General features: G+C 59.7%; 20 protein-coding genes. 4 read left to right on the plus strand and 16 right to left on the minus strand.

Annotated elements, in window-relative coordinates:
• Positions 1 to 58: 58 nt before the first annotated feature.
• The 3 genes from MWU51_RS07555 to rsmA are packed head-to-tail and all read left to right on the plus strand — an operon-like array spanning position 59 to position 3,179.
• Entirely contained in the window at positions 59 to 1,345 is a 1,287-nt protein-coding gene (locus tag MWU51_RS07555) for a peptidylprolyl isomerase (RefSeq protein WP_247036054.1), read from the plus strand.
• Positions 1,342 to 2,343: a 4-hydroxythreonine-4-phosphate dehydrogenase PdxA gene (gene pdxA / locus MWU51_RS07560; protein ID WP_247036056.1), complete on the plus strand. Its 1,002-nt coding sequence runs from the start codon at positions 1,342 to 1,344 to the stop codon at positions 2,341 to 2,343. Before MWU51_RS07555 ends, pdxA begins: the two co-directional genes overlap by 4 nt.
• Positions 2,340 to 3,179, plus strand: coding sequence for a 16S rRNA (adenine(1518)-N(6)/adenine(1519)-N(6))-dimethyltransferase RsmA (gene rsmA, locus MWU51_RS07565; protein ID WP_247036057.1), 840 nt, complete (start codon positions 2,340 to 2,342; stop codon positions 3,177 to 3,179). The genes pdxA and rsmA overlap by 4 nt, the downstream gene beginning before the upstream one ends.
• Before the next feature lie 11 nt (positions 3,180 to 3,190).
• Here rsmA and MWU51_RS07570 read toward each other — a convergent pair whose 3' ends face one another.
• On the minus strand, positions 3,191 to 4,879 hold the full coding sequence (locus MWU51_RS07570; RefSeq protein ID WP_247036058.1) for a chloride channel protein: 1,689 nt from the start codon (positions 4,877 to 4,879) through the stop codon (positions 3,191 to 3,193).
• A gap of 76 nt (positions 4,880 to 4,955) precedes the next feature.
• Between MWU51_RS07570 and MWU51_RS07575 the strand changes: the two genes are divergently transcribed.
• A complete protein-coding gene (locus MWU51_RS07575; protein ID WP_247036059.1) occupies positions 4,956 to 6,329 on the plus strand; it encodes an FAD-linked oxidase C-terminal domain-containing protein in 1,374 nt (457 codons plus the stop codon).
• A gap of 6 nt (positions 6,330 to 6,335) precedes the next feature.
• Here MWU51_RS07575 and recN read toward each other — a convergent pair whose 3' ends face one another.
• The 15 genes from recN to MWU51_RS07650 form a co-directional block, all read right to left on the minus strand.
• Positions 6,336 to 7,988 (minus strand): DNA repair protein RecN, encoded by a 1,653-nt coding sequence (gene recN, locus MWU51_RS07580; RefSeq protein WP_247036060.1) that lies wholly within the window; start codon positions 7,986 to 7,988, stop codon positions 6,336 to 6,338.
• A gap of 39 nt (positions 7,989 to 8,027) precedes the next feature.
• Entirely contained in the window at positions 8,028 to 8,954 is a 927-nt protein-coding gene (locus MWU51_RS07585; RefSeq protein ID WP_247036061.1) for an outer membrane protein assembly factor BamD, read from the minus strand.
• 220 nt (positions 8,955 to 9,174) lie between these two features.
• Complete coding sequence (gene lpxC / locus MWU51_RS07590; protein WP_247036062.1) at positions 9,175 to 10,107, minus strand: UDP-3-O-acyl-N-acetylglucosamine deacetylase; 933 nt, start codon at positions 10,105 to 10,107, stop codon at positions 9,175 to 9,177.
• A gap of 536 nt (positions 10,108 to 10,643) precedes the next feature.
• Positions 10,644 to 12,287 (minus strand): cell division protein FtsZ, encoded by a 1,644-nt coding sequence (ftsZ, locus tag MWU51_RS07595; protein WP_247036063.1) that lies wholly within the window; start codon positions 12,285 to 12,287, stop codon positions 10,644 to 10,646.
• Positions 12,288 to 12,521: 234 nt separating this feature from the next.
• Positions 12,522 to 13,856 carry a cell division protein FtsA gene (gene ftsA / locus MWU51_RS07600; RefSeq protein ID WP_247036064.1) on the minus strand — a complete coding sequence of 445 codons (1,335 nt, stop codon included), beginning with the start codon at positions 13,854 to 13,856 and terminating at the stop codon, positions 12,522 to 12,524.
• Positions 13,853 to 14,815, minus strand: a complete 963-nt coding sequence (locus tag MWU51_RS07605; RefSeq protein WP_247036066.1) for a cell division protein FtsQ/DivIB — start codon at positions 14,813 to 14,815, stop codon at positions 13,853 to 13,855. The genes ftsA and MWU51_RS07605 overlap by 4 nt, the downstream gene beginning before the upstream one ends.
• Positions 14,803 to 15,717, minus strand: a complete 915-nt coding sequence (locus MWU51_RS07610) for a D-alanine--D-alanine ligase (RefSeq protein WP_247036068.1) — start codon at positions 15,715 to 15,717, stop codon at positions 14,803 to 14,805. Before MWU51_RS07610 ends, MWU51_RS07605 begins: the two co-directional genes overlap by 13 nt.
• Before the next feature lie 230 nt (positions 15,718 to 15,947).
• Positions 15,948 to 16,880 (minus strand): UDP-N-acetylmuramate dehydrogenase, encoded by a 933-nt coding sequence (murB, locus tag MWU51_RS07615; RefSeq protein ID WP_247036070.1) that lies wholly within the window; start codon positions 16,878 to 16,880, stop codon positions 15,948 to 15,950.
• Position 16,881: 1 nt separating this feature from the next.
• Positions 16,882 to 17,127, minus strand: a complete 246-nt coding sequence (locus MWU51_RS07620; protein ID WP_247036072.1) for a DUF2484 family protein — start codon at positions 17,125 to 17,127, stop codon at positions 16,882 to 16,884.
• Positions 17,124 to 17,363, minus strand: a complete 240-nt coding sequence (locus tag MWU51_RS07625; RefSeq protein ID WP_247036074.1) for a DUF2484 family protein — start codon at positions 17,361 to 17,363, stop codon at positions 17,124 to 17,126. Before MWU51_RS07625 ends, MWU51_RS07620 begins: the two co-directional genes overlap by 4 nt.
• Positions 17,360 to 18,556, minus strand: coding sequence for an APC family permease (locus MWU51_RS07630; protein WP_247036076.1), 1,197 nt, complete (start codon positions 18,554 to 18,556; stop codon positions 17,360 to 17,362). Before MWU51_RS07630 ends, MWU51_RS07625 begins: the two co-directional genes overlap by 4 nt.
• A gap of 104 nt (positions 18,557 to 18,660) precedes the next feature.
• Positions 18,661 to 20,058: a UDP-N-acetylmuramate--L-alanine ligase gene (gene murC / locus MWU51_RS07635; protein ID WP_247036078.1), complete on the minus strand. Its 1,398-nt coding sequence runs from the start codon at positions 20,056 to 20,058 to the stop codon at positions 18,661 to 18,663.
• A 49-nt stretch (positions 20,059 to 20,107) separates the two neighbouring features.
• Positions 20,108 to 21,214 carry an undecaprenyldiphospho-muramoylpentapeptide beta-N-acetylglucosaminyltransferase gene (murG, locus tag MWU51_RS07640; RefSeq protein ID WP_247036080.1) on the minus strand — a complete coding sequence of 369 codons (1,107 nt, stop codon included), beginning with the start codon at positions 21,212 to 21,214 and terminating at the stop codon, positions 20,108 to 20,110.
• Positions 21,211 to 22,380, minus strand: a complete 1,170-nt coding sequence (ftsW, locus tag MWU51_RS07645; RefSeq protein ID WP_247036083.1) for a putative lipid II flippase FtsW — start codon at positions 22,378 to 22,380, stop codon at positions 21,211 to 21,213. Before ftsW ends, murG begins: the two co-directional genes overlap by 4 nt.
• 178 nt (positions 22,381 to 22,558) lie before the next feature.
• Entirely contained in the window at positions 22,559 to 23,485 is a 927-nt protein-coding gene (locus MWU51_RS07650) for a DMT family transporter (RefSeq protein ID WP_247036085.1), read from the minus strand.
• Positions 23,486 to 23,513 lie beyond the last annotated feature (28 nt).

The raw sequence follows: 23,513 nt of genomic DNA on the forward strand, positions 1-23,513 counted from the left end.
CCGGAACCGATAAATGAGATGACAGGTTGAGATGACGATGAGCAGATCGGACAGGACTATGGTGAAACGCAAGAATAACAGCCGCGCCAGCACGTTGCCGAAACCCCGGTGGACCCAGCGTCTTGCGGCGAGTTTGGTGGCCGGACTGCTTGTCGTGACTTCCTTCGGTGCGGCACCGGCAGTCGCGCAAGATCTGTTCGCCCCGGTAAAGAAAATCAACGACCGGGTAATAACCGCTTATGAACTGTCACAACGCATGGCGTTTCTGACCATACTGAAAGCACCCGGCAACCTTCGCGAACTGGCGATGGATCAGTTGACCAACGAAGCCTTGCAACGCCAAGCTGCCGAAAACGCGGATGTGAAACCCACTGCTGAAGAAATTCTTGCCGGGATGGAAGAATTCACCGGCCGGTTCAATTTGGATATTGAAACCTTCAACAAGATCATTGCTCAGGCCGGTATCGCGCCTGAAACTTTCCGCGACTTCGTATCCGGCGGGATTGCCTGGCGCGGCGTTGTGCGCGCCCGTTGGGCCGGACGCGTTCAGGTCTCGGACGATGAGGTGGATCGCCAACTGGCTTTGACCCGCCCCGGCCAAGGCGTGCGTGTACTCTTATCCGAGATTATCTTGCCCGCCCAGACCCCAGCGCAGTTGCAGGTGTCGAATGCCCGTGCCTCGGAACTGAGCGAGATCACCACCCTGCCCGCGTTTGCCTCGGCTGCACGGCAGTATTCCGTGGCGCCTTCGCGTGGGCGTTCGGGACGGTTGCAATGGATGGATCTCTCCAACCTGCCACCTGCCGTCGCTGCACAGATTCTGCCGCTGGCACCGGGTCATGTCAGTGACCCGATCCCGGTCAAAAACGGCGTGGCGATCTTTCAGATGCGTGCGATTGAGGAAATCGACGCTCCTCAACCAAAAGACGTGACCGTGGATTATGCCACCCTGTTCCTGCCCGGTGGACGGTCTGAGACCGCGCTTGGCGAGGCTGCGAAGATCCGCGCGAAAGCTGATACGTGCGACGACCTTTATGGTATCGTCCGGGATGCGACGCCCGAGCAACTGCAACGCGAATCCCTTCCCATCGGTCAGATCCCCACCAACTATGCACTGGAACTGGCTAAACTGGACGAAGGCGAAGTATCGACCAACCTGACCTCGGCTTCGGGTCAGAACCTTGTGTTCCTGATGCTGTGTTCGCGCACTCGTGATCTGCCAGAAGAGGTCAGCCGAGAAGACATCAAACTGCGGTTACAAAACCAGCGTCTGCAAAGCTTTGCCAATGCCTATCTGGATGAGCTGAAGGCCGCAGCTTATATCGAAGATTACAGCGGTCAATGATCGCACGAACGCCGTCTGTGGACCATTTGGCACCGGTGGCGTTGACCATTGGTGAACCGGCTGGCATTGGCCCTGACATAACCGGCCCTGCCTTCAAAGCGTTGAAGGATAAGGTGCCGTTTTTTCTGATCGGTGATCCGTCGCACCTGCCGCCCGGCACCGAATTCACCGAAATCTCTGCGCCCGCCGAAGCGTTAACCGCATCCAGCTTGCCGGTGCTGCGCCACGATTTCGGCAGCGCTCGCCGCCCCGGCGCCCCCCAGGCAGACCATGCTCAGCATGTGATCACGGTGATCCAACGGGCGGTGGAACTGACGCGCGCAGGCAACGCTTCGGCAGTCTGCACCAATCCGATCCACAAGAAGGCTCTGAAGGATGGCGCCGGTTTTGCCTTCCCCGGTCATACAGAATTTCTGTCCCACCTGGCGGGCGGGGCCAATGTGGTGATGATGTTGGCCTGTGAAGGTCTGCGTGTTGTGCCCGCCACCATCCATATTGCTTTGTCGGACGTGTCGGATGCGCTCACGCCTGACCTTTTGGCGCAAGTCATTCGAACAACCCATGCAGCCCTTATCCACGACTTCGCCATTGAAAATCCGCGCATCGCCGTGGCTGGTTTGAATCCCCATGCGGGTGAAGGCGGCGCGATGGGGATGGAAGAGATCGAGATGATTACCCCGCTTCTAGACAATCTGCGGGCCGAGGGGCTGGAGCTGATCGGGCCGCAATCGGCGGACACGATGTTCCACGCCGCCGCGCGTGCAGGCTATGACGCTGCGGTCTGCATGTATCACGATCAGGCGCTGATCCCGATCAAGACCATCGACTTTGCCGGTGGCGTGAATGTCACGCTGGGCCTGCCCTTCGTGCGCACCTCGCCCGACCACGGCACCGCGTTTGACATCGCGGGCACTGGCAAGGCGGACCCTAGCTCTCTGATCGCCGCCCTGCGCATGGCACATCAGATGAGCCGCGTCCGGCAGGAGCGTGCCATATGAGTCAGATCGACGGATTACCCCCCCTGCGCGAGGTGATATCTACCCATGGTTTGGTGGCCAAGAAATCACTGGGACAGAACTTTTTGTTGGATCTGAACCTGACCGCCAAGATCGCGCGACAGGCGGGGGATCTGAGTAACTCCGACATACTGGAAATCGGCCCCGGCCCCGGCGGGTTGACGCGCGGATTGTTAGTCGAAGGCGCACGCAAAGTGCTGGCAGTGGAAAAAGACAGCCGCGCAATGGCCCCTCTGGCCGAGATACAGGCGGTCTATCCTGACCGGCTTCAGGTGATCAACGCCGACGCGCTCGACCTTGATCCGCTGGAGCATCTGACCCCGCCGATCCGCATCGTGGCCAACCTGCCCTATAACGTTGGCACCGAGCTTCTGGTGCGCTGGTTGACCCCACCCCGCTGGCCGCCGGTCTGGGACAGCCTGACTTTGATGTTCCAGAAAGAGGTCGCCGAACGTATCGTCGCCCAGCCGGGATCAAAGAAATATGGCCGTCTGGCAGTGCTGTCGCAATGGCGCACGACCCCGCGCGTGGTGATGGAACTGCCGCCCGAGGCCTTCACGCCGCCGCCCAAGATCCATTCCGCCGTGGTGCATTTCGACGCCCTGCCCGAACCACGTTTTCCGGCGGACGCGGACAAGCTGCAAGCGCTTGTGGCCAAGGCATTTGGCCAGCGCCGCAAGATGCTGCGCGCGTCTTTGAAAGGGCTGCATCCGAATATCGAGGACGTGTTGACCTCGGTTGGGATCAAACCCACCTCGCGCGCCGAAGAGATCAGCATTGAAGATTTCTGCGCGCTCAGCCGGGCTTTGGCCGGCTAAACCGGTGCAGTCTAGCTGTGTTCTTCCGCCGCGGTTTCGGCCAGCGCGCGGTTGAACGCTTTCAACGCATCCACTTGGAACACCGCCCCCCAAAGCTCGGGTGGATCCCCCTCGCTGCCCAACGTGACCACCGGTACGAACCGCGCGGCGGATGTTTCAAACATCGGCATCACGGCCTCTAGAGTGGCGTTGCCGTCGATGTACACGCCCTGCTCAATCAGCTCCCAACACTGTTTTTCGTTTGCCGCCCGTTCGTGATCAACGGTTCGCATGACCGAGGCAACGCGAACGGTGGACAAAAGATAAGCTTGCGGTCCTGCGGCCAGATGCACATCGCGCCGTTCAAGTTGGGTCAGGAAGAATGACCGGTCCACCCAGCGGCTGGCCAGCGCTGTGGACAGTGACACTGCGGCCATCACGGCGATTCCGGTTTGCCAATCACCGGTCAGTTCAAACACAATCAACGTGGTCGAAATCGGTGCGCCCAGCACCGCCGCTGCAACCGCCCCCATGCCCGCCAGCGCATAGAGAGTCTCGGATCCTGATACGTCGGGGAACACAGCAGTTGCCACGATCCCGAAGGCCAACCCGGTCAAAGCTCCGACCATCAGGGCCGGTGAGAATACTCCGCCCCCCATGCGTCCGGCCATGGTAATCGCGACGGCGGCAACCTTGACCACAACAAATGTAATTGCCAGTTGCAGTCCCAGTCCGCCAGTCAGGGCAACAGATGTGGTTTCATAGCCCACACCGATGATATGCGGATACCAGATGGCCATGGCCCCAAGGATCAGCCCCGCGAAGGCCGGGCGCAGCACTTTGGGCAGGCGCAAAGACCTCTGAAGAGAATCGCCGACATCTTCGGCCCAGAAAATAGATCGCATCAGGATGACGGCGACCACGCCGCACACCAGCCCCAGAAGCAAAAAGGCGGGCAGTTCGACATAGAAGGCAAGCGAACCTTCAGCGGGCAGGATGAATTCGGTGACGTCACCATATTCGATACGGTTGATCACTGTGCCCGCAACCGACGCGATGGCAATCGGCGCAAAAGCGTGTACGGCGAAGTGGCGCAACACGACCTCAAGCGCAAACAGCGCGCCTGCGATCGGGGCGTTGAAGCTGGCCGATACTGCCGCCGCGACCGCACAGCCCAGAAGATCGCGCCCAGTTACGCCGTCTGCCTTGATCCGGGCGGACACCCAGCTTGAAATGACAGCCGCCAAATGCACCACGGGACCTTCACGACCAGACGATCCTCCGGTTGAAAGCGTGATCAGAGAGGCCAGCGCCGATCCAAGCCCCGCGCGTTTTTCGACGCGGCCCTCCCATAGGGCAGCGCCCTCGATCACATCAGCCACCGCGCGCACACGTCCGTCATGGGTGAACCAGTTCAGGATGATGCCCACAACCAACCCGCCGAAAGCGGGCAGCAAAAGCACCCAATACCACGGAAGCGTACCCGCAAAACTGTGCAGATGCGCCAGATCGTCGGTGCCATACAGCGCCGCCTGAAGCGTTTCGATTCCCTTTCGAAACCCCAGCGCCGCAAATCCGGACGCAATCCCGATCACCAGTGCGATCAGCCAGAATTGCACCTGGCTAGGTCCTTTCTCGAGCAGAATATGCCAGCCGGTAGAGGTCCGCTTTCGCAAATCCCGCCTAGAGCGATATAGAAACAATTTTAGCCGTCTAGGCATCGTCCCCCGCCCGCGCGGCCCTTCCCAAGATCACGCATTTACCATAAGTTGTTCCGGCTTTGCTGGGGAGGATGGGATGACCATCGACACCGTGTTTACCGAGCTTTCGTCCATGCTAGGCGATCGACTCAGCCGCTCCAAGTCCGATCTGTCGCATCATGGCGGTTCCGAAAGCCATTTTGAACCGGCTCCGCCCGATGCGGTGGCTTGGCCTGAAACCACCGACGAGGTCAGCAATATTCTGCGACTGTGCCATGCGGCCAGTGTGCCGGTCATTCCCTATGGCGCAGGCACGTCATTGGAAGGCCATACCAGCGCGCCGATGGGTGGACTGTGCATCGACACGTCGCGAATGAACCGCATGCTTTCGGTCGATCCGGGCGACATGCTTGCGGTGGTGCAACCCGGCGTGACCCGCGAAGATCTAAATCACGAACTGCGCACGTTGGGCGTATTCTTTCCGGTTGATCCGGGGGCCAATGCCTCGATCGGCGGAATGGCGGCGACGCGGGCATCTGGAACAACCACGGTGCGCTATGGGTCGATGCGCGACAATGTGATGGGCCTGACCGTGGTGCTTGCGGATGGGCGTGTCATCAAGACCGGGTCACGCGCGGCAAAATCTGCGTCGGGCTATGATCTGACCGCGCTGTTTCTGGGGTCGGAAGGCACGCTTGGCATCATCACCGAACTGACCTTGCGGCTGCACGGTGTGCCGGAACAGATAAGCGCGGGCATTTGCGCTTTTCCTGACATGTCGTCTGCTGTGGGGGCGGTGCAACAGGTAATCCAAATGGGCATTCCCGTGGCGCGGATTGAATTCGTGGACGCCGACACTGCGCGCGCATTCAACGGCTATGCCGGGACCGACATGCCTGAATGCCCGCATCTGCTGGTTGAGTTTCACGGAAGTCCCACCGTTGTAACCGAAGCCAGTGAAGCCTTTGGTGAAACTGCCTCGGATTTTGGCGCCACGGGATACGAACACGCGACACGCACCGAAGATCGCAATGCGCTGTGGAAGATCCGCCACCACGCGTATTATGCGGTGCTGGCGCTGCGCCCGGGTGCGCGCGCCGTGGTTACGGACATCTGTGTGCCGATTTCAAAACTGGCCCAAGCCATCACCGAGACACAGGCCGACATTGCAGCGTCCGGCTTGATGGGGCCGATCCTTGGGCATGTGGGGGACGGAAATTTTCACGCAGCTTTGTTGATCGAAGACGGCAACGATGCCGAGAAAAGCATAGCCAAAGACCTTGCAGCCCGGATGAGCACCCGCGCCCTAGAAATGGGCGGCACAATCACCGGCGAACATGGGATTGGTATGGGCAAACTGGGGCTGATGGAGGCAGAGCACGGTTCAGCCTGGTCGGTCATGGGGGATATCAAACTGGCGCTGGACCCCAAGGGTATTCTGAACCCCGGCAAGCTTATACCGCAAGGGTAACGCAGCCTAGCCGCCCAGAAGTTCGCGCGCGGCGGCGCGGCCCGCATCAGTGATCGTATCACCCGAGATCATGCGCGCCACTTCGTCGATGCGGGCAGTGCTGTCCAAGGGGCTAACCGTAGTCAATGTCATGCCCTGCGACACGGATTTCTGAACTTGCCAGTGATGATCGCCCAATGCCGCCACCTGCGGGCTGTGCGTGACAACCAGAACCTGCCCGCCTTGTGACAAGGACGCCAAACGTCGCCCAACCGCATCAGCTGTGGCCCCGCCCACACCGCGGTCAATTTCGTCAAAGATCAAGGTAAGCCCATCTGTTTCGCGGGTCAGGCACACTTTCAACGCCAACAGGAACCGGCTGAGTTCTCCGCCCGAGGCGATCTTGTTCAACGGGCCCGACGGCGCGCCGGGGTTGGTTGCGACGGTGAATGTCACTTGATCGCACCCGTCGGGACCAGCCTCCGACCGCGTGATCTGAGTGGTGAAGACAGCGCGTTCCATCTTCAGCGGGGCAAGTTCGCCCGACATCGAATTGTCCAGTGCGGTCGCGGCCAATGACCGGGACCGCGTCAAAGAAGCTGCGGCATTGTCGTAGTGGCTTTGCGCAGTGGCCATATCGCGTTCCAACCCGGCAATCGCATCGGCACCTGCATCCAACGCGTCAAGCCGCGCGCGCAGATCTTCGGCAAATCCCCCCAATTCATCCGGGGCCACCTGATGTTTACGGGCCATCGCGCGGATCGCGAACAGTCGTTCTTCTACGGTTTCCAGCTCGTGCGGGTTGAAGGTCAGTGTGTCCAATGCAGTCTCGACCCCCTGCACCGCATCGCCCAGTTCTGCCAAAGCACGCCCAAGCGCCGAGATTGGCGGATCCAGCGTATCCCCCGCCTGATCGGCGACGCCTTCCAACCAGCGCAACGCGTCGCCCATCCGCGCCTCGGCCCCCTCGCCCGACGACAAGGCCTGATGCGCTTTGGTGATGTCCTCGCCGATACGCTCGGCGGCTTGCATCAATCGGCGTCGGCTGTCCAGTTCGGCGTCTTCGCCCGGTTCTGGGGCAAGCGCATCCAGCTCTGCAACCGCGTGGCGCAGAAACTCTTCCTCGGCCTGTGCGGCCGCCAGATCGGTGCGCGCCTGATCCAGTGCCGTTGCTGCACGCGACAGGTCGCGCCAAGCTGTGCGCGTCGTGTCAACCTGCGAGCCCAGCCCGCCAAATTCATCCAGAAGTTTCCGGTGCACACGCGGGTTCAACAATCCGCGATCATCCTGCTGCCCGTGCAGTTCGACCAGCGTATCGGAAAGCGCGCGCAGAACTTCGCCAGAGGCACGACGGTCGTTGACCCACGCCGTCTTGCGCCCATCAGCACGATTCACCCGACGCAGGACCAGCTCGTCCTCGACCGGGAAGCCAGCGTCGTCCAGCACCACACGGGCTGGGTGGCCATCTGGAAGATCGAACACTGCTGTGACTTCGCCTTGTTCGGCCCCGGCGCGCACGAGATCCGCACGCCCGCGCCACCCCAGCACGAAGCCAAGACTGTCCAGCAAGATGGATTTGCCCGCCCCGGTTTCCCCGGTCAACACATTCAGACCCGGCTGAAACTCAAGTTCCAGCCGGTCAATGATCAGAAGGTCGCGGATATCAAGACCACGCAGCATGATGCCCTCGGTCGCTTACTGCCCTGCCACGGCGAAGGGTCAGAGCCATTCGCCCTTGATCAACTGGCGATAGACTGCACTGAGCCAATTGTTACCTTTCGCCTCGGGCTTCAGCCCGGACTTGGTCAGCAAACGATAGCTGCTCTGATACCACTCGGTCGATTGGAAGTTGTGCCCCAAGATCGCCCCGGCGGTTTGTGCCTCGTCTACCAAACCAAGCGACATGTAGCTTTCCACAAGTCGGTGCAAGGCCTCTGCCACATGGGTCGTTGTCTGGAACTGTTCAACCACCACGCGGAATCGGTTGATCGCAGCAGAGTAATGCTTGCGCTTCAGGTAGTACCGCCCGATCTCCATCTCTTTCGCAGCAAGATGGTCAAACGCGAGGTCAAACTTCAGGATTGCTGATTTCGCATATTCGGTATCGGGATAGCGTTCGATCACCGTGCGCAGAGCTTGCAACGCCTGATACGTCAAACCCTGGTCACGTCCGATTTCGTCGATCTGGTCGTAATAGCTGAGCGCCAGAAGATATTGCGCATAGGCTGCATCTTCAGAGGCCGGATAAAAGTCGATGTAACGCTGGGCGCTGGCCCGCGCCTGTTCGTAGTCACGATCCTTGTGGTGCGCAAAGGCCTGCATGATCAGCGCGCGTTTGGCCCATTCCGAATAGGGATACAGACGTTCCACTTCGCCAAACCACTTGGCAGCTTCCGAAGGGTCACCACGATCAAGATCGTATTCACCACGTTTATAGATTTCTTCCGCTGTCCACTGGTCGATCGGCTTTTTCTCAACCGGTTTGGAAAAAGCGCCAAACAGGCCGCCGCCGGATCCGCCACCGCCGCCCGAGCTGCCACCCAGACTGCCAAACCCCAAGCTGCCAGAGCCACCACCGCACGAGGACAGAACAATTCCCGACACCAGCGCCACGCTGATAGCTTTGCCAAATTTCACGCGGATCATGACCGGTGCCACCCCAAAAAATTGTTATCCAACCCAAAGGTCCGAATTGCTCTCGCCTGTCCTAGCACAGAAATTTTCAAGGCAAAATGGTTTGCGCGGCAATTTTCGCACCTCAGGGACACTTGGCACACGCTCAATGAACCCACCTGCGCCCAAAAACAGAGAAACCACGCCTGAAAAGCGTGGCTTCCGTATTATAATCAATAGGTTCCAGTTGCGATTATGCCGTCATCGGCAGATCAGAGCGGCGCACCCCTACCCCGGGCAATCGGCGGGCGGTTGCGGCGTCACATTCGACCATGCGCCACGCATCTGGTGAGTCAAACAAGGCGCGAAGAAGCTTGTTGGTCATCGCATGGCCCGCCCGGTGCCCGACATAGCGCGCCTTCAGCGGAGCGCCCGCCAGGGCCAGGTCGCCCACCGCATCCAGCATCTTGTGACGCACGGCCTCGTCAATGCGGCGCAGTCCACCGGGTGACAGAACTTCGTCGCCATCCACAACAACCGCGTTGTCATAGGTGCCGCCAAGCGCAAGCCCGGCCTCATGCATCGCGTCCACATCGGCGCGACGGCAGAAGGTACGGCAATCGCTAAGCTCGCGTACAAAATTGCCATTAGACAGGTCCAGACGCTTGTTTTGCGTGCCAATCACACGGTCCGGGAACGAGATATGAAAATCGATCTCGAACCCGTCTGACGGTTCTAACCGCGCCCAAACGGCATGTTCACCATCGTCTTCGCGGTATTCAACTGGTTTCAGAACCTCGATCACCCGCACCGGCGCAGACAATTCGCGCACGCCAGTTTTTACGAGTCCATCCACAAACCGGGCGGCGCTGCCGTCCATGATCGGCACTTCCGGGCCGTCCAACTCAACCAAGGCGTTGTGAATGCCGCAGCCCGCAAGCGCGGCCATGATATGTTCGATGGTCTTGACCTCGACCCCCGCATCATTGCGGATCAGGGTGCAAAGCGGTGTCGGAACTCCCGAAGCCCAATGGGCGGGGATCAGATTGTCGCGGTCCGTGATATCAATGCGTTTGAACCAGATGCCATGTTCAGCCGAAGCAGGCCGCACGCGCATACGCGCCGGGCGTCCTGAATGAAGCCCGGTGCCGGTAAATGTCACACTGCTTGCAACTGTGGTTTGCACGTGTTGCCTCTTAATTTGCCTCAGCTTGGTTCGCGCTGCCCTTGTTCCTCAAAGCCCAGACGCAACCGCATTCTTCGCCGCGCCAGGAGCCGCAGACGACAGGGTTCTGTGTGGAGTGTCACAGGTCCTTACCGTCTTGGGTCTGTGTGGTGACCGGATTTGTCCGATTGCCACTGCCAGTCTCCGTGCGATGAAAGGTGTTTGAAACCGTTTCATGCAGCGGCAGGTCTGACGCGCTCCAAGCATGTAGGGCTTGGTGACACAGAGGTAAATCCTGCCCGGTGCAATAACAATTCAAACCTCTGTAACGGTCTGTAACATGGAAACTCGCCCCGGCGGGAGGTTGCCGAAACACCTTCTTCCGTTCCGCAAGGTATTGTTCTTAAACGCAAATGACCCGCCGTTTGGCAGGACATTATTTGTAGTTTAGTGAACAGTGCGACAGCGTGTCATACACAATGATGGTCCGCTGTGGCCTTGGTGTAACTATCCAGATCGCGCGAAGCTGCCCCCGCGCGATCTGGTTTGTTACAATCTTAGTTCGCCTGACGGCGCAGGAAGGCCGGAATTTCAACCTTGTCTTGTTCGGGATCGGCTGCCGGGGCCTGCGGTTGGGCGGGCCGTTCGGATTGAACCGGCGGTTGGCTGCGTGCCTGATCTTCTGCACCAGCCGCCCCCGATCCTGTCATCCGATTGATCAACGAATTGATACCAAAGCGCGGCTTGTCATGCGCAGAGGTGTCGGAATGGGTTGGGCCTTCGTGATGTAATGCAGGTTGTTGCGTGCGCGGTTGGTTGTGCACGGCGGCCTGCAAACGGGCCAAAGCCTCGGGCGATGGTGTACCCGGAGCAGGCGCACGCGGAGCTACAAATGTTGCCACATCGGGTTGTGCGTCATAGTCCGTCGGTTTCGCTTCGGGTTCGCGCGGCTGATAAGCGGGCGGAGGAATATCACCACCGGCCTGATCGACATTGAACACGTTTTCTGTCGGCGCTGTCGGCGCTTCTTCTTCGCGCTCCAGGTCACCAAACAAGGTTGGTTCACTGTTGGCGACCTCGGCTTTAGGGGTTTCTGCTGCAGGTGCGTTTTCAATCGCCGCTGCCGCAGCAACCGCATCCGGTGCTTCAGCTTCCATCTTCTGCTCGACCTCAAGCGGTGCCTGCAACGGGGTTGCCAGGCTGCGACGCGGCACTGGCATCTCGGAGTTGACGTCCACGGCATCAATACCGGTGGCAACGACAGATACGCGCATCGCTCCTTCCATGTCGGTGTCGAGCGTCGAACCGACGATGATATTGGCGTCTTGATCCACTTCCTCGCGGATGCGGTTGGCTGCTTCGTCCAGTTCGAACAGGGTCAGGTCGTAGCCGCCGGTGATGTTGATCAACACGCCTTTCGCGCCGCGCAGGCTGATTTCGTCCAGCAGCGGGTTTGCGATGGCTTTCTCGGCGGCCTGAACGGCGCGATCTTCGCCTTCAGCCTCGCCGGTGCCCATCATGGCTTTGCCCATCTCGTCCATCACGGCGCGGACATCCGCGAAGTCGAGGTTGATGAGGCCGGGGCGAACCATCAGGTCCGTGACACCCTTAACGCCCTGATAAAGCACATCATCTGCCATCGAGAACGCTTCGGTGAAGGTCGTCTTCTCATTGGCCAGCCGGAACAGGTTCTGGTTCGGAATAATGATCAGCGTGTCGACCATCTTTTGCAGGGCTTCGACACCGTCTTCCGCCTGACGCATACGTTTCGCGCCTTCGAACTGGAAGGGTTTGGTCACAACGCCGACCGTCAGCACACCCAGCTCTCGCGCTGCTTGCGCGATGATCGGGGCTGCACCGGTTCCGGTGCCGCCACCCATACCTGCTGTGATGAAGCACATATGCGCGCCAGCCAAGTGATCGACAATCTGTTCGATGGACTCTTCCGCCGCGGCTGCACCAACCGATGCGCGGGCGCCAGCGCCCAGCCCCTCGGTTACCTTCACACCCATCTGGATGCGGTCTTTCGATCGCGACTGCTGTAATGCTTGCGCGTCGGTGTTGGCTACAACGAATTCTACGCCCTCGAGTTCCTTCTCGATCATGTTGTTGACCGCGTTGCCACCGGCTCCGCCCACGCCAAATACCGTGATACGAGGTTTCAACTCTTCCTGACCGGGCATGGTAAGGTTCAAAGTCATGATATGTCCGCCTGTTTATGTCCGCGCCGCACCGATGTCCCCCGATGGCGGCAAATGCTGTCTATTAATTCCGACTGAATCGCCGGTTACTGCCTCATTTTTACCATGATACCCCATAAAACAGCCTTCCGTCACCTCCTAAAGGGGCGGAAAGCCGCAAAATATTGAGGAAATCGGGGGTATTTCAGCAGGATTTCGCCGAAGACACCGTATGTTGGTGTCGTGACGGCCCTATCACCAATTGTCTTTGAACCACCGGAAAGCGCGTCGCAGGCTGCGGGCGGGATAGCTTTCGGCCGGAATGTCAAAATCCCACCATTCATCCTGCGGGTGGGCAGCGAACAGACACAGCCCAACAGCCGAGGCGAACCCCGCCCCCGTCGCCGCCTGCGGCAAGCCCTGCACGCGCAATGGTCGACCAATACGAACCTGTTGGCCCAAAATTTTCGGCGCAAGGCCGTCCAAGCCAGGAATCTGACTGCCACCGCCGGTCAGGACAATTTGCTGGCTGCGCAGATGTTCGAACCCTGACGCATCCAGACAGGCCCGAACCTCTTCCAAAATCTCTTCGACGCGCGGGCGCATGATGCCGATCAGCTCGGCCCGGCTGACCGTGCGCCGGTCATGTTCCCAATCGCCCGTGTCGCCGCCAATCTCGATCATTTCGCGATCATCCATCCCGGTGGCCACGACGCCGCCATAGAAGGTCTTGATCCGTTCGGCCGTGGACAGTGGCACCTGCAACCCCTTCGAGATGTCCGAGGTTACATGATCGCCGCCCAGCCGCACGCTGTCGGAATAAATCATGTGCTTTTTCATGAAGATGGACAGACCAGTTGATCCTCCACCTAAATCTATGCAAGCCGCGCCAAGTTCCTGTTCATCTTCCACCAAGGCCGAGATGCCGGACACATAGGCCGAGCTGGCCAGCCCAGCCAGTTCCAGATCGCAGCGCTTGATGCAGTAAAGCAGGTTCTGAATGACCGTGCTATCAACCGTCAGAACATGCATGTCCACCGCCAGCCGGTTTCCAATCTGTCCGCGTGGGTCGTTCAAGCCCGACCGGTGATCCAGAGCGAAATTTACGGGCTGGGCGTGCAACACTTCGCGCCCGTCGCCGATATCCGGCATGTCACAAGCCGCCAGAACCCGCGCGACATCATCTTCGGTAACGGCAGAATTGTTTAGCTCGACCACGCCGTCCAGACCGTAGCTGCGCGGGTTGGCACCCGAGAAACAGGCGATCACGTGATCGACCCGAATATTTGCCATTTTCTGCGCCGCCTGAACGGCGGTGCGAATAGCGCGTTCGGTTTCCTGCATCGCGTCGATTTCGCCAAACCGGACACCACGCGACCGCGTGGTGGCCGCGCCGATCACGCGAAACGCGCTTTGCCCGGCCAGGCTGCCCACCCCATCGCTTTCGCGAAATTGATCCGGCCCATCAAAGCGCAGGATCAGGCAGGCAATCTTGGAGCTGCCGATATCCAGAATGGCAATCACACCTCGCTGCATGGCGGCTTCACGCATCGAGCGCATGGCGCGCTGCTGGCTGTAAATATCGGTCATTGGTCGTCTACTCCAAACTCAATCGCACGTATGCGACGCAATTCTTCGACGGCAGGTTCGCCCAATCGAAGCGTCGGTCTCAGGGGATTTCTCATGTCAACTACGGTCAGATCACGCGCCATTACTTCTTGCGCCTGATCCAGAGCGATCACTTGTTCAAGCGCCGCCACGGGATCAGTTTCTGGTAAAAGGATGCGCTGTTTTGTGGCCAGAACCACATCCCAACGACGTTCCCCCACGCGCACAAGGCCGCGCAATTGGGGACCGAATGGCCGCGCGGTTTCGATCAGGTCCAGCGCTTCTTTGACAGCATCGTCTGCCCCGGCTCCGGCAATCAGCGGCAGGTCCGACCGGCCATTGCGCGCCATAAGGCTTGCCACCCTGTGACCGGTGCGATCCAGCAGATCGAGGATACCTTCATGGCGCCAGATGATGACCGGCTGGCGTTCGGTGATGGCAACTTCCAACACCCCGCCTGGCCGCACCCGCAGTTCGGCCTTTTCGACCACATCCAGCGTGGTGATTTCCTGACGCATGGCCTCCAAGTCCAGATCAAAGCTGGAAATTGGAAAGTCGATCGGAAGCATTTGCCGCACGGCGTCGCTTACAACCGGTGTCGCACCTTCGACTGCCATCAGCTTGACCATAAACTCGGGGCGTTCCTGCACTGACCTCTGAACTTTGGTGAATGTGTCAGCAACCGCCGCGCGGTTTTCGGGGATTGAGAAATACCAACCAACTGTCAGAAGAACGGCACCAATCGGAAGCCCGACCCGTAGCATCGCCCGAAAGGTTGGTGTCAACCACAAACGATGCACTTTATAGGCCAGGCGCGATGGGGCCGGATCACGATGAGAGTTCGCAGGTCCCTGAGCAATGCTACCAGCACCGGTCGCACGCCGCGCTGCAACGGAATGGTAAGTGCCTGAAGGGCGTGACTTTCGCATCAACGATCGCATGAAGCGTCCTCCACCATCCATGCGCAGAACTGCCCGAAAGTGATCCCGTGATAGGCTGCTTGCTCGGGGGCCAGTGATGTCGGCGTCATGCCCGGCTGGGTATTGGTTTCCAACAGGATCAACCCGTCTAGTCCGCGCGCCTCGTCCCAGCGGAAATCGGTGCGGCTGACACCGCGACAGCCCAAGACCTCGTGGGCGCGCAGAGCATAATCCAGACAGGCGGCTTCGATGTCGGCGGGGATTTCGGCAGGCATGATGTGGCGCGACCCACCTTCGGCATATTTTGCGTCATAGTCATACCAGCCATCGGTCAGAATGTCGGTCACACCAAGCGCCCGATCCCCCATGACAGTGGTCGTCATCTCGCGCCCCGGTGCATAGGTTTCCACCATCACCGTCTTTGGCATGCTCGGAGCCAGTTGTGGCGGCGTGTTCGCACCGTCCTGCACGATGTAGATCCCGACCGAGCTGCCCTCGTTATACGGCTTCACCACATAGGGCGGGTCCATCACGTGGCGCGCACGCACTTCATCGGCCGACGCCAGGACACTGTCCACGACCGGTAACCCTGCCACGCGGAACGTATCTTTCGTGCGCTCCTTATCCATCGCGAGCGACGAGGCCAACACACCCGAATGGGTATAGGGGATTTGCAGCCACTCAAGCAGACCTTGGACGCAACCGTCTTCGCCCCAGCGGCCATGCAGCGCATTGAACACAACATCGGGGGTTTCCGCGCGCAGACGTTCGGCAAGATCAGGGCCGGCATCAATCGCGACCACGTCATAGCCCTCGCCTTTCAGCGCCGCGACGCATTCGCGCCCGGAACTCAGCGAGACCTCCCGCTCAGCCGAATGGCCGCCCAGAAGTACCACAACTTTCGAGACTGTCTTGCCCGACATGCCTGCTCTTTGCCTCGTCCTTGGTCGCGAAGACGCAACCAACTGCCCAGCCGTTTCCGGCGCCAATCCGCACTTTGCGCGCGGTGTTTATCTTTGTCGGAGGCTGTACCGCCCCTTTGCTCAGGGCTTTATGCCCCTTGTTTGCAAGGGCGTTTGCCCCTTATCACCGGTTCTTTTCGACCGGATCTGAAGGGCCTGCCCGACCCCGGTATCTGCGCGCATCCGTTGGCTTATTTTTCTGCCAATTCACCCACGCGCATGATTTCCCATACTAGCTCTATGCCACTGTGTTCGTAAACCTTTTTTCTGACCTCTTCGCCCAATCCTTCAAGGTCGGCGGCAGTGGCGTCACCGGTGTTGGTCAGGAAATTGGCGTGCATCGTGTTCATCTGCGCCCCACCAAGGGTGGCGCCACGCATGCCCGCATTTTCAATCACCTTCCACGCTTTCAGCTCGTGACTGTCATCGGTGCGCCCGGTCGAGCTGAACCCTGCCGGGTTGCGGAAGGTCGATCCGGCGGTTCGGTCCTTGGTGGGTTGGGTCTGATCCCGCTTGGCCAGTTGCGCGTCCATACGGGCGACCAACTCGGCAGGTTCGCCCGTTGGGCCTTCGAAGGTAGCGCTGATGATCACGCACCCGTCTGGCAGATCTGACTGGCGATATTGGAAGTTCAGGTCGTCTGCGGTCAGCGTCACCCGCTTACCTGCCCGCGTGACGGCTTGTGCTTCGACGAATACATCTGCGACGTAGGAGCCATAGCAACCCGCATTCATCCGCACCGCGCCGCCGATGGCACCGGGAATGGTGCGCAGGAAGGTCAAATCAACACCCGCGTCCGCTGCTTTGCGCGCCACGTGCGCATCCAATGCAGCAACGCCCGCTGTCACGCGGTTGCCATCAATCTCAATCCCGTTGAAGCCCCGCCCCAGCCGGATCACCACACCTCGAATGCCGCCATCGCGCACAATCAGGTTTGACCCGACGCCCATGGGAAACACCGGCACTTCAGGGTCGAGCGCGGCGAGAAACGCGGCCAGATCATCCTCGTCCGCGGGCATGAAGAACCACTCTGCCGGGCCACCAACACGCAGCCATGTCAGCGCAGACAAGTCCTTTTCCTGCACCAAAGTTCCACGCGTTTCGATCTTGCTTGGGTGGGTCACGTCAACCTCGTGTCTTGCGCAGCCACCGGATCAGGTAAATCACTGGCCAGCGCAAGATCGACATCGCTGCAATCAAGACCAGCCCGCCCACCAGCGGTCCGTTTTCGTATACGACGTAACCCAATAGCGGAATGCCCACGGCAATCAAGACGTAAGCCACCCGCCAATGATGATCCCGCGATGGAAACAGCGCGATGATTTGCGCGATGACGGCCCAGAAACAGGTAAGGATCAGCGACAGCGTCATACCTGCCCCAACGTTTTGCGGGCCAGATACCAAAGCGGGCGGCGAAACTTGGAAATGAAAGCACCCAATCCAATGGCAGACCATAGCCACCCATGTGACATCCCGATCCAGACGATCAGAACGGGTGCCGCGACCAGAAGCACCAGACCCGGCGCGAATTGGCGACGCATGGGCAGAAATGCCACGGCGCTGGCGGCAATCACCCAAAGGGCTGCGGCAATCAGCGGCGCGCTCATTGCATTTCACCGGTCAGAAAGGACGCGACAAGCGCCAAAAGTGCCGCGACCAGACCAAGCCAGGGCACCCATTGTGCTGTGCGAAACGGGGCTTCAGGTTCTTTGCGCTTCAGTGCGATCAGGGCAATGTTCACGACCGCAAAGACGACCAGAAGGACGGTCGACGTTACTTCGGCCAGATCGGACACCGGCAATGCCAGAGCCGCTGCAACCACGCCAACGCCCAAAAGAACCGTCGCCAGAATCGGCGTTCCAAACCGGGGATGGGCGCGATAGAAGATCGACAGAAACCTTTCACGCCGTCCCAACCCAAACAGCACCCGCGCCGCCATAATGATCTGCGCCAACACACCATTCAGCGCCGCAACCACTGCAATGGCCCCTAACATGGCCGGGGACATCAGGAACGCGGCCTCCCACACCAGAACCAAGGGTCGGTCAGAGCCAGCCAGTTCGTCCACCGGCACGGCCCTAATCGCCGCCAGCGAAACCATGGCGTAAAGCGCAGTGGTCACAACCAGTGCAATCAAGATTGCACGTGGCACAGTGCGGGTGGGGTCGCGGGCTTCTTCGGCCATGTTCACCATGTCCTCGAACCCAATAAATGCAAAGAAGGCAAGAGCGGCGGCACCTGCCACGCCGGGCCAATAAATAGATGACAGGTCGGTAAACTCGGCCACCGGCGGGGCGCTGAACCCCGCCCAGATCACAGTGGCCAGCCCCAACACTTCGATGATGGTAAACAGGGCCACAAGAGCAAGGCTTTCCAGAACACCCGCGACGGCCACCAGCGTCAGGGCCACTCCGATCCCGATGATCGCCCAAGTCGAGGGTATGTCGATCAGCGACAGCAGATAGCCGACCCCGCCGCGCAATACGGCTGCGGCAGAGACTGTGCCAGCCAGCACAATCGCCAGACCGATGAACACAGCCAGCAGATGACTGTTCAGCCCCTTTTCGACATAAGCAGCCTCGCCCGCGGCTTCGGGGATGCGCGAGCTAAGTTCGGCATATGACAGGGCGGACGGGGCTGCGATTACCCCGGCCAGCACGAAGGCCAGTGGCGCCCAGATACCCGCTTCGGCAGCAACAGCACCCACCAGCACATAGATGCCAGCCCCCACCATGACGCCGACGCCATACATGGTCAAAAGGCCAAGACCGAGATTGCGTTTCAGCGGGGCTGGTTTCATGTTCCCATCTTTCGTCAAACGGCGCACAGCAAAGCACCATTGCTCAAATCTGGACCTTCACCGTTAAAAATTAAGCGGCGCGTAACCCGTTGCGACGAACGACCTCAGCCCAATCGTTTCGGCAGATTGTTTGCCCAGGTCGAGATCGTGCCCGCCCCAAGACACACCACCATATCACCGGGATTGGCATGGTCTTTGACAAGCGCAGTCAGCGCATCCTCGTCCGGGATCGCGATGGCATGGCGGTGACCGTGGCGCACGAGTCCCGCGACCAGGTCGTCGCGGCTTGCGCCTTCGATCGGGTCCTCGCCAGCAGCATAGACATCGGCAATGCCCACCACGTCGGCCTCGTTAAAACAAGCGCAGAAGTCTTCGAACAATCCGTGTAGGCGGCTATAGCGGTGGGGTTGATGCACGGCGATCACACGACCTTCGGTCGCTTGACGTGCCGCTTTCAAAACCGCGGCGATTTCTACGGGGTGGTGACCATAATCGTCGATGATCGTGATACCATTGACCTCGCCCACACGGGTGAACCGTCGGTTGACGCCGCCGAAATTCTTCAATGCTGTGCGAATTTCGTCGCGCTTCATGCCCAGATGGCGGGCCACCGCCACGGCCGACAGCGCGTTCGAAACATTGTGATCCCCCGGCATCGGCAGAGTGCAGCCGTCGATCCGGGTGCCTTCGTTGTGCAGCTCAATATCGAATTGCGCAACACCACCCTTATAGGTCAGGTTCACTGCCCGCACATCGGCCTGCGCATTGAACCCATACGTCACGACGCGGCGGTCGGTGATTTTGCCGACCAATGCCTGCACCTCCGGGTGGTCTGTACAACAGACGGCCAGACCGTAGAACGGAATGTTGGACACAAAATCAAGAAAGCCCTGACGCAACGTGTCAAAATCGCCCCAATGCTCCATATGCTCGGGGTCGATATTGGTCACGATGGCGATGGTCGCGGGCAAACGGTTGAATGTGCCGTCGCTTTCATCAGCTTCCACGACCATCCATTCACCCTGCCCCATCCGCGCATTCGAGCCATAGGCGTGAATGACGCCGCCATTGATCACGGTGGGGTCGATGCCGCCATGCACCAGCAACTCGGCGACCATGGTGGTGGTTGTCGTTTTGCCATGCGTGCCCGCAATGGCGATGTTGGATTTCAGGCGCATCAACTCGGCCAGCATCTCGGCCCGGCGCACCACCGGCAGGCCACGTGCACGTGCCGCGTCCAGTTCCGGGTTGCCCGGCTTGATGGCTGACGAGATCACCACGACCTCTGCATTCTCAAGGTTCTCGGCGCGTTGCCCGACGAATATCTCGGCCCCCAGATCCTTCAGGCGATCGGTGATTTTCGAGGTCTTCAGGTCCGACCCCTGCACCCGATAGCCATGGTTCAATAGAACCTCGGCGATGCCCGACATGCCAATCCCGCCGATCCCAACAAAATGGATCATCCCCATTTCGGTGGGAAGTTTGGTCGCTGCTGCGTTCATCTAAATACCTTTCACTCGTCGGGGGACGCCGGCCTTGTTTCACGCAGCGTCATGCAGTTGGGGCGGTTCGTGTCAATCGCTCGACCAAATCCACCAACGCTTCGGTCGCGTCTGGCCGGGCGTGCCCTTGCGCGGCGCGCGACATTTGCATCGCCCCTTCGGGATTGTCCAGAACCGTTCTGATCTGCTCGGACAACGTATCCACATCCAACCGGCTTTCGGGAATCAGGATCGCTGCGCCAGCTTCGACCAATCCGCGCGCATTTGCCGTCTGGTGATCGTCCGTCGCGTAAGGATAAGGCACAAGGATCGATGGGCGACCAATCACCGAAATATCCGCCACCGACGAGGCACCTGCCCGACTGATCACCAGTTGGGCCTCTGACATGCGGCGTGGGATATCGTTAAAAAAGGGCTGCACATCGGCCCGGATGCCATGTTCGGCATAGAACGTACTGACCCGCTCCATATCCTCATCACGGGCCTGATGACTGACCGAGATGTGCTGCGACAACTCGGTCGGCAGGGCGGCAATCGCAGGTGGCACAGTATCTGACAAGGCGCGCGCGCCCTGCGAGCCACCGATCACAAGGATCGACATCGGATAGTCGCCGGGCGCGATATAGCCCGAGGTGTCACGGGCCAGCACCTCTGCCCGGACCGGGTTGCCGGTATAGATCCCATTCGCGCCGTCCGGCAGTTCGGTCGGCCATGTGCCGCAGGCAACTGCATCGACCCGCGTTGCGAAAATCTTGTTTACCCGCCCCAGCACGCCATTTTGTTCGTGGATCATGCGCGGTAAGTTCAACACCTTGGCCGCTGCCAGCGCGGGAATGGTCGGATAACCTCCAAAACCAACGACCGCCTTGGGTTTGTCACGGCGCATTTTCAGAACTGCGCCAATGATGCCTGCACCAATGCGCATGGGCACAAATGCCTTGGCCAAAATCCCTCCACGCGCGAAGGTTGCCGAAGAGACCTCCTCGATCTCGACAACATGGGGGAAGCCGCCCGTGTACCGTGCGCCGCGCGCGTCGGTGGACAGTTTCACCCGCCATCCTTTACGCAACATCGCTTCAGCAAGGGCTTGGGCAGGGAACATGTGCCCACCCGTGCCGCCGGCTGCGATGATTAGAAGGGGCTGTGGCTCGTTCATCGTCCTTGCCTGTTTGCAAATACGTCCTGCATGCGACCTTGCGGGCGGGTGCGGGTAAAGGCCAAAAGCATGCCAAGTGCAATCCCCCCCGCGATCAGGGAGGATCCACCATAACTGACAAACGGAAGCGTCATGCCCTTGGCCGGCAGAAGGCGCACCGCCACACCCATGTTGATCAGCGCCTGAATGCCAAACATCGCAGCCAGACCCGAACCTGCCAAACGCGTGAACGTGTCACGTTCGCGGATCAGGCGCAGGAAGCTGCGCACGACGATGGTGGCATAAAGCGCAATGATCACAAGGACCAGAATAAGGCCGTACTCTTCGGCGGCAACTGCAATGATGAAATCTGTATGCGCATCCGGCAACGACCACTTCACCTGCCCCTCGCCCACGCCAACACCGAAGAACCCGCCTTCGCGGATGGCATTGGTGGCATAGCCAAGCTGCGTTGTCGGATCGACATCGGGGTTCAGAAACCCGTCGATGCGGCGGGCGAAGTGCTCGGAATTGTTATAGGCGAACATCCCGCCCAGAACGACCACCCCGGCAGCAGCGGCCAAAAGCAGGATCGGCGCACCGGCCAGAAAATACATCACGCCCCAACCAAACAGCACCAGCGCGGCCTGCCCGAAATCCGGTTGCAGCGCGAGAAAACCGACGATCACCAGAACCAACGCCAGAGACATCGAGCGGCCGGGAGGACCGTTGATCTCTTGACTGGCGGCCATAAGCCACGCGGCGACCACGACGAAACCGGGCTTCAGGAACTCGGACGGCTGGATCGAGGCAAAGCCCAGCGAATACCAGCGCACCGCCCCTTTGCCGAAATCTGTGCCCAGCACCGGCAGGAACATGACCGCCACCAAGGCAACCAAAAACCCCATCACACCAAGGCGGCGCACCATTTGCGGGCTCATCATCGTGGTGGCAAACAGGGTGATCAGAGCGACCAGACCAAACACCAGTTGGCGTTCGACATAGTGAAACTGCGACAGCCCGTTGCGTTCCGCCAAGGGCGGCGACGCGGCCAGCCCCAGCAGGATGCCGATCCCAAACAGGATCAGGATGCAGGACACCGACCACTTGTCGATCGTCCGCCACCACCGTGGAAGAATGGGGTCGCCGTCACGCGCGGGAACCGCGCCATATACCATCTCTGTCATGGGAAAATGCCTGCCACTTGTCTGTACCGCTCGTCTTCACCAACAGCAGGCCCCGTTTTCGGGCTATCTCTGCTACTGATCCTCATTCGCCCGTCTGATGCGGGTCATTGCGCGAAGGATAGCTAGGTTTTCATTGGTTTTCCAGAGAATTCGCGCCACACGCGATCCAGATGCGCAATCAACTGCCGGGAGGGCCGACGGCGCGCGATTTCGAGCGGTCGCGCCCAAGCTGGCTTTCGCGCCAGATGATCACCAACCCAGCGCAAACGACGATGCCCGCGCCCGCAAGCATTTGCAGCGTCGGCAGCTCGCCGAAAAAGACATAACCAAGCGCCAGCGCAAAGATCATTGAAGAGTAGTCGAACGGCGCGATGGTCGAAGCATCGGCGTGCGTATAGGCCGTGGTCAGCATCAATTGCCCCACCCCTCCAAACAGCCCTGCCCCCAGCAAAAGCGCGAACTCCCACCCGGTTGGCCAAACCCAGCCGAAGGGTAGCGACAACAGAGACAGGCAAATCGCCGTCATTGATGCGTAGATGACAACTGTGGAAGGCGGATCAATCCCCACCAATTTGCGCACAAGGATCTTCGCAACAGCCATACAACAGGCAGCAACCAGCGCCAGAACGGCACCAAAAGCCCGAAGCGCATCATCTTCGCCTGATCCGCCAAAACCTTCCAGCCGTGGCCAGAGGATCACCAGAACTCCCACCAATCCCGCAAGCACCGCGCCGATCCGCACCATGCGCACCTGTTCGCCCAGAAAGATTGCGGCAAGCACCACGGTAATGATCGGAGCAGCGTAGAAAATCGCTGTGACTTCGGGCAGTGGTAGATAGCCTAGGGCGGTGAAACTAAGGGTCATTGCCAACACACCGATCGTTCCCCGGCTGATATGCCCCCATGGATTGGTGGTGCGAAGTGCGGAATGCAACCGCCCCTCATACGCCAACCAACCAAGGATCACAGGCAGCGCGAACAGTGAACGAAAAAACACGGCCTCGCCCACTGGAACATGGACGGTTACGGCTTTCACCATCGACTGAAGCGAGATGAAAAAAGCGACGGATCCGAGTTTGAGGGCAATACCGCGTGAAGGGTTCATGCCACTCGCTTAGCGCGTTTTCACGCCT

This window comes from Aliiroseovarius sp. F47248L, from assembly GCF_023016085.1.
GTDB lineage: Bacteria > Pseudomonadota > Alphaproteobacteria > Rhodobacterales > Rhodobacteraceae > Aliiroseovarius.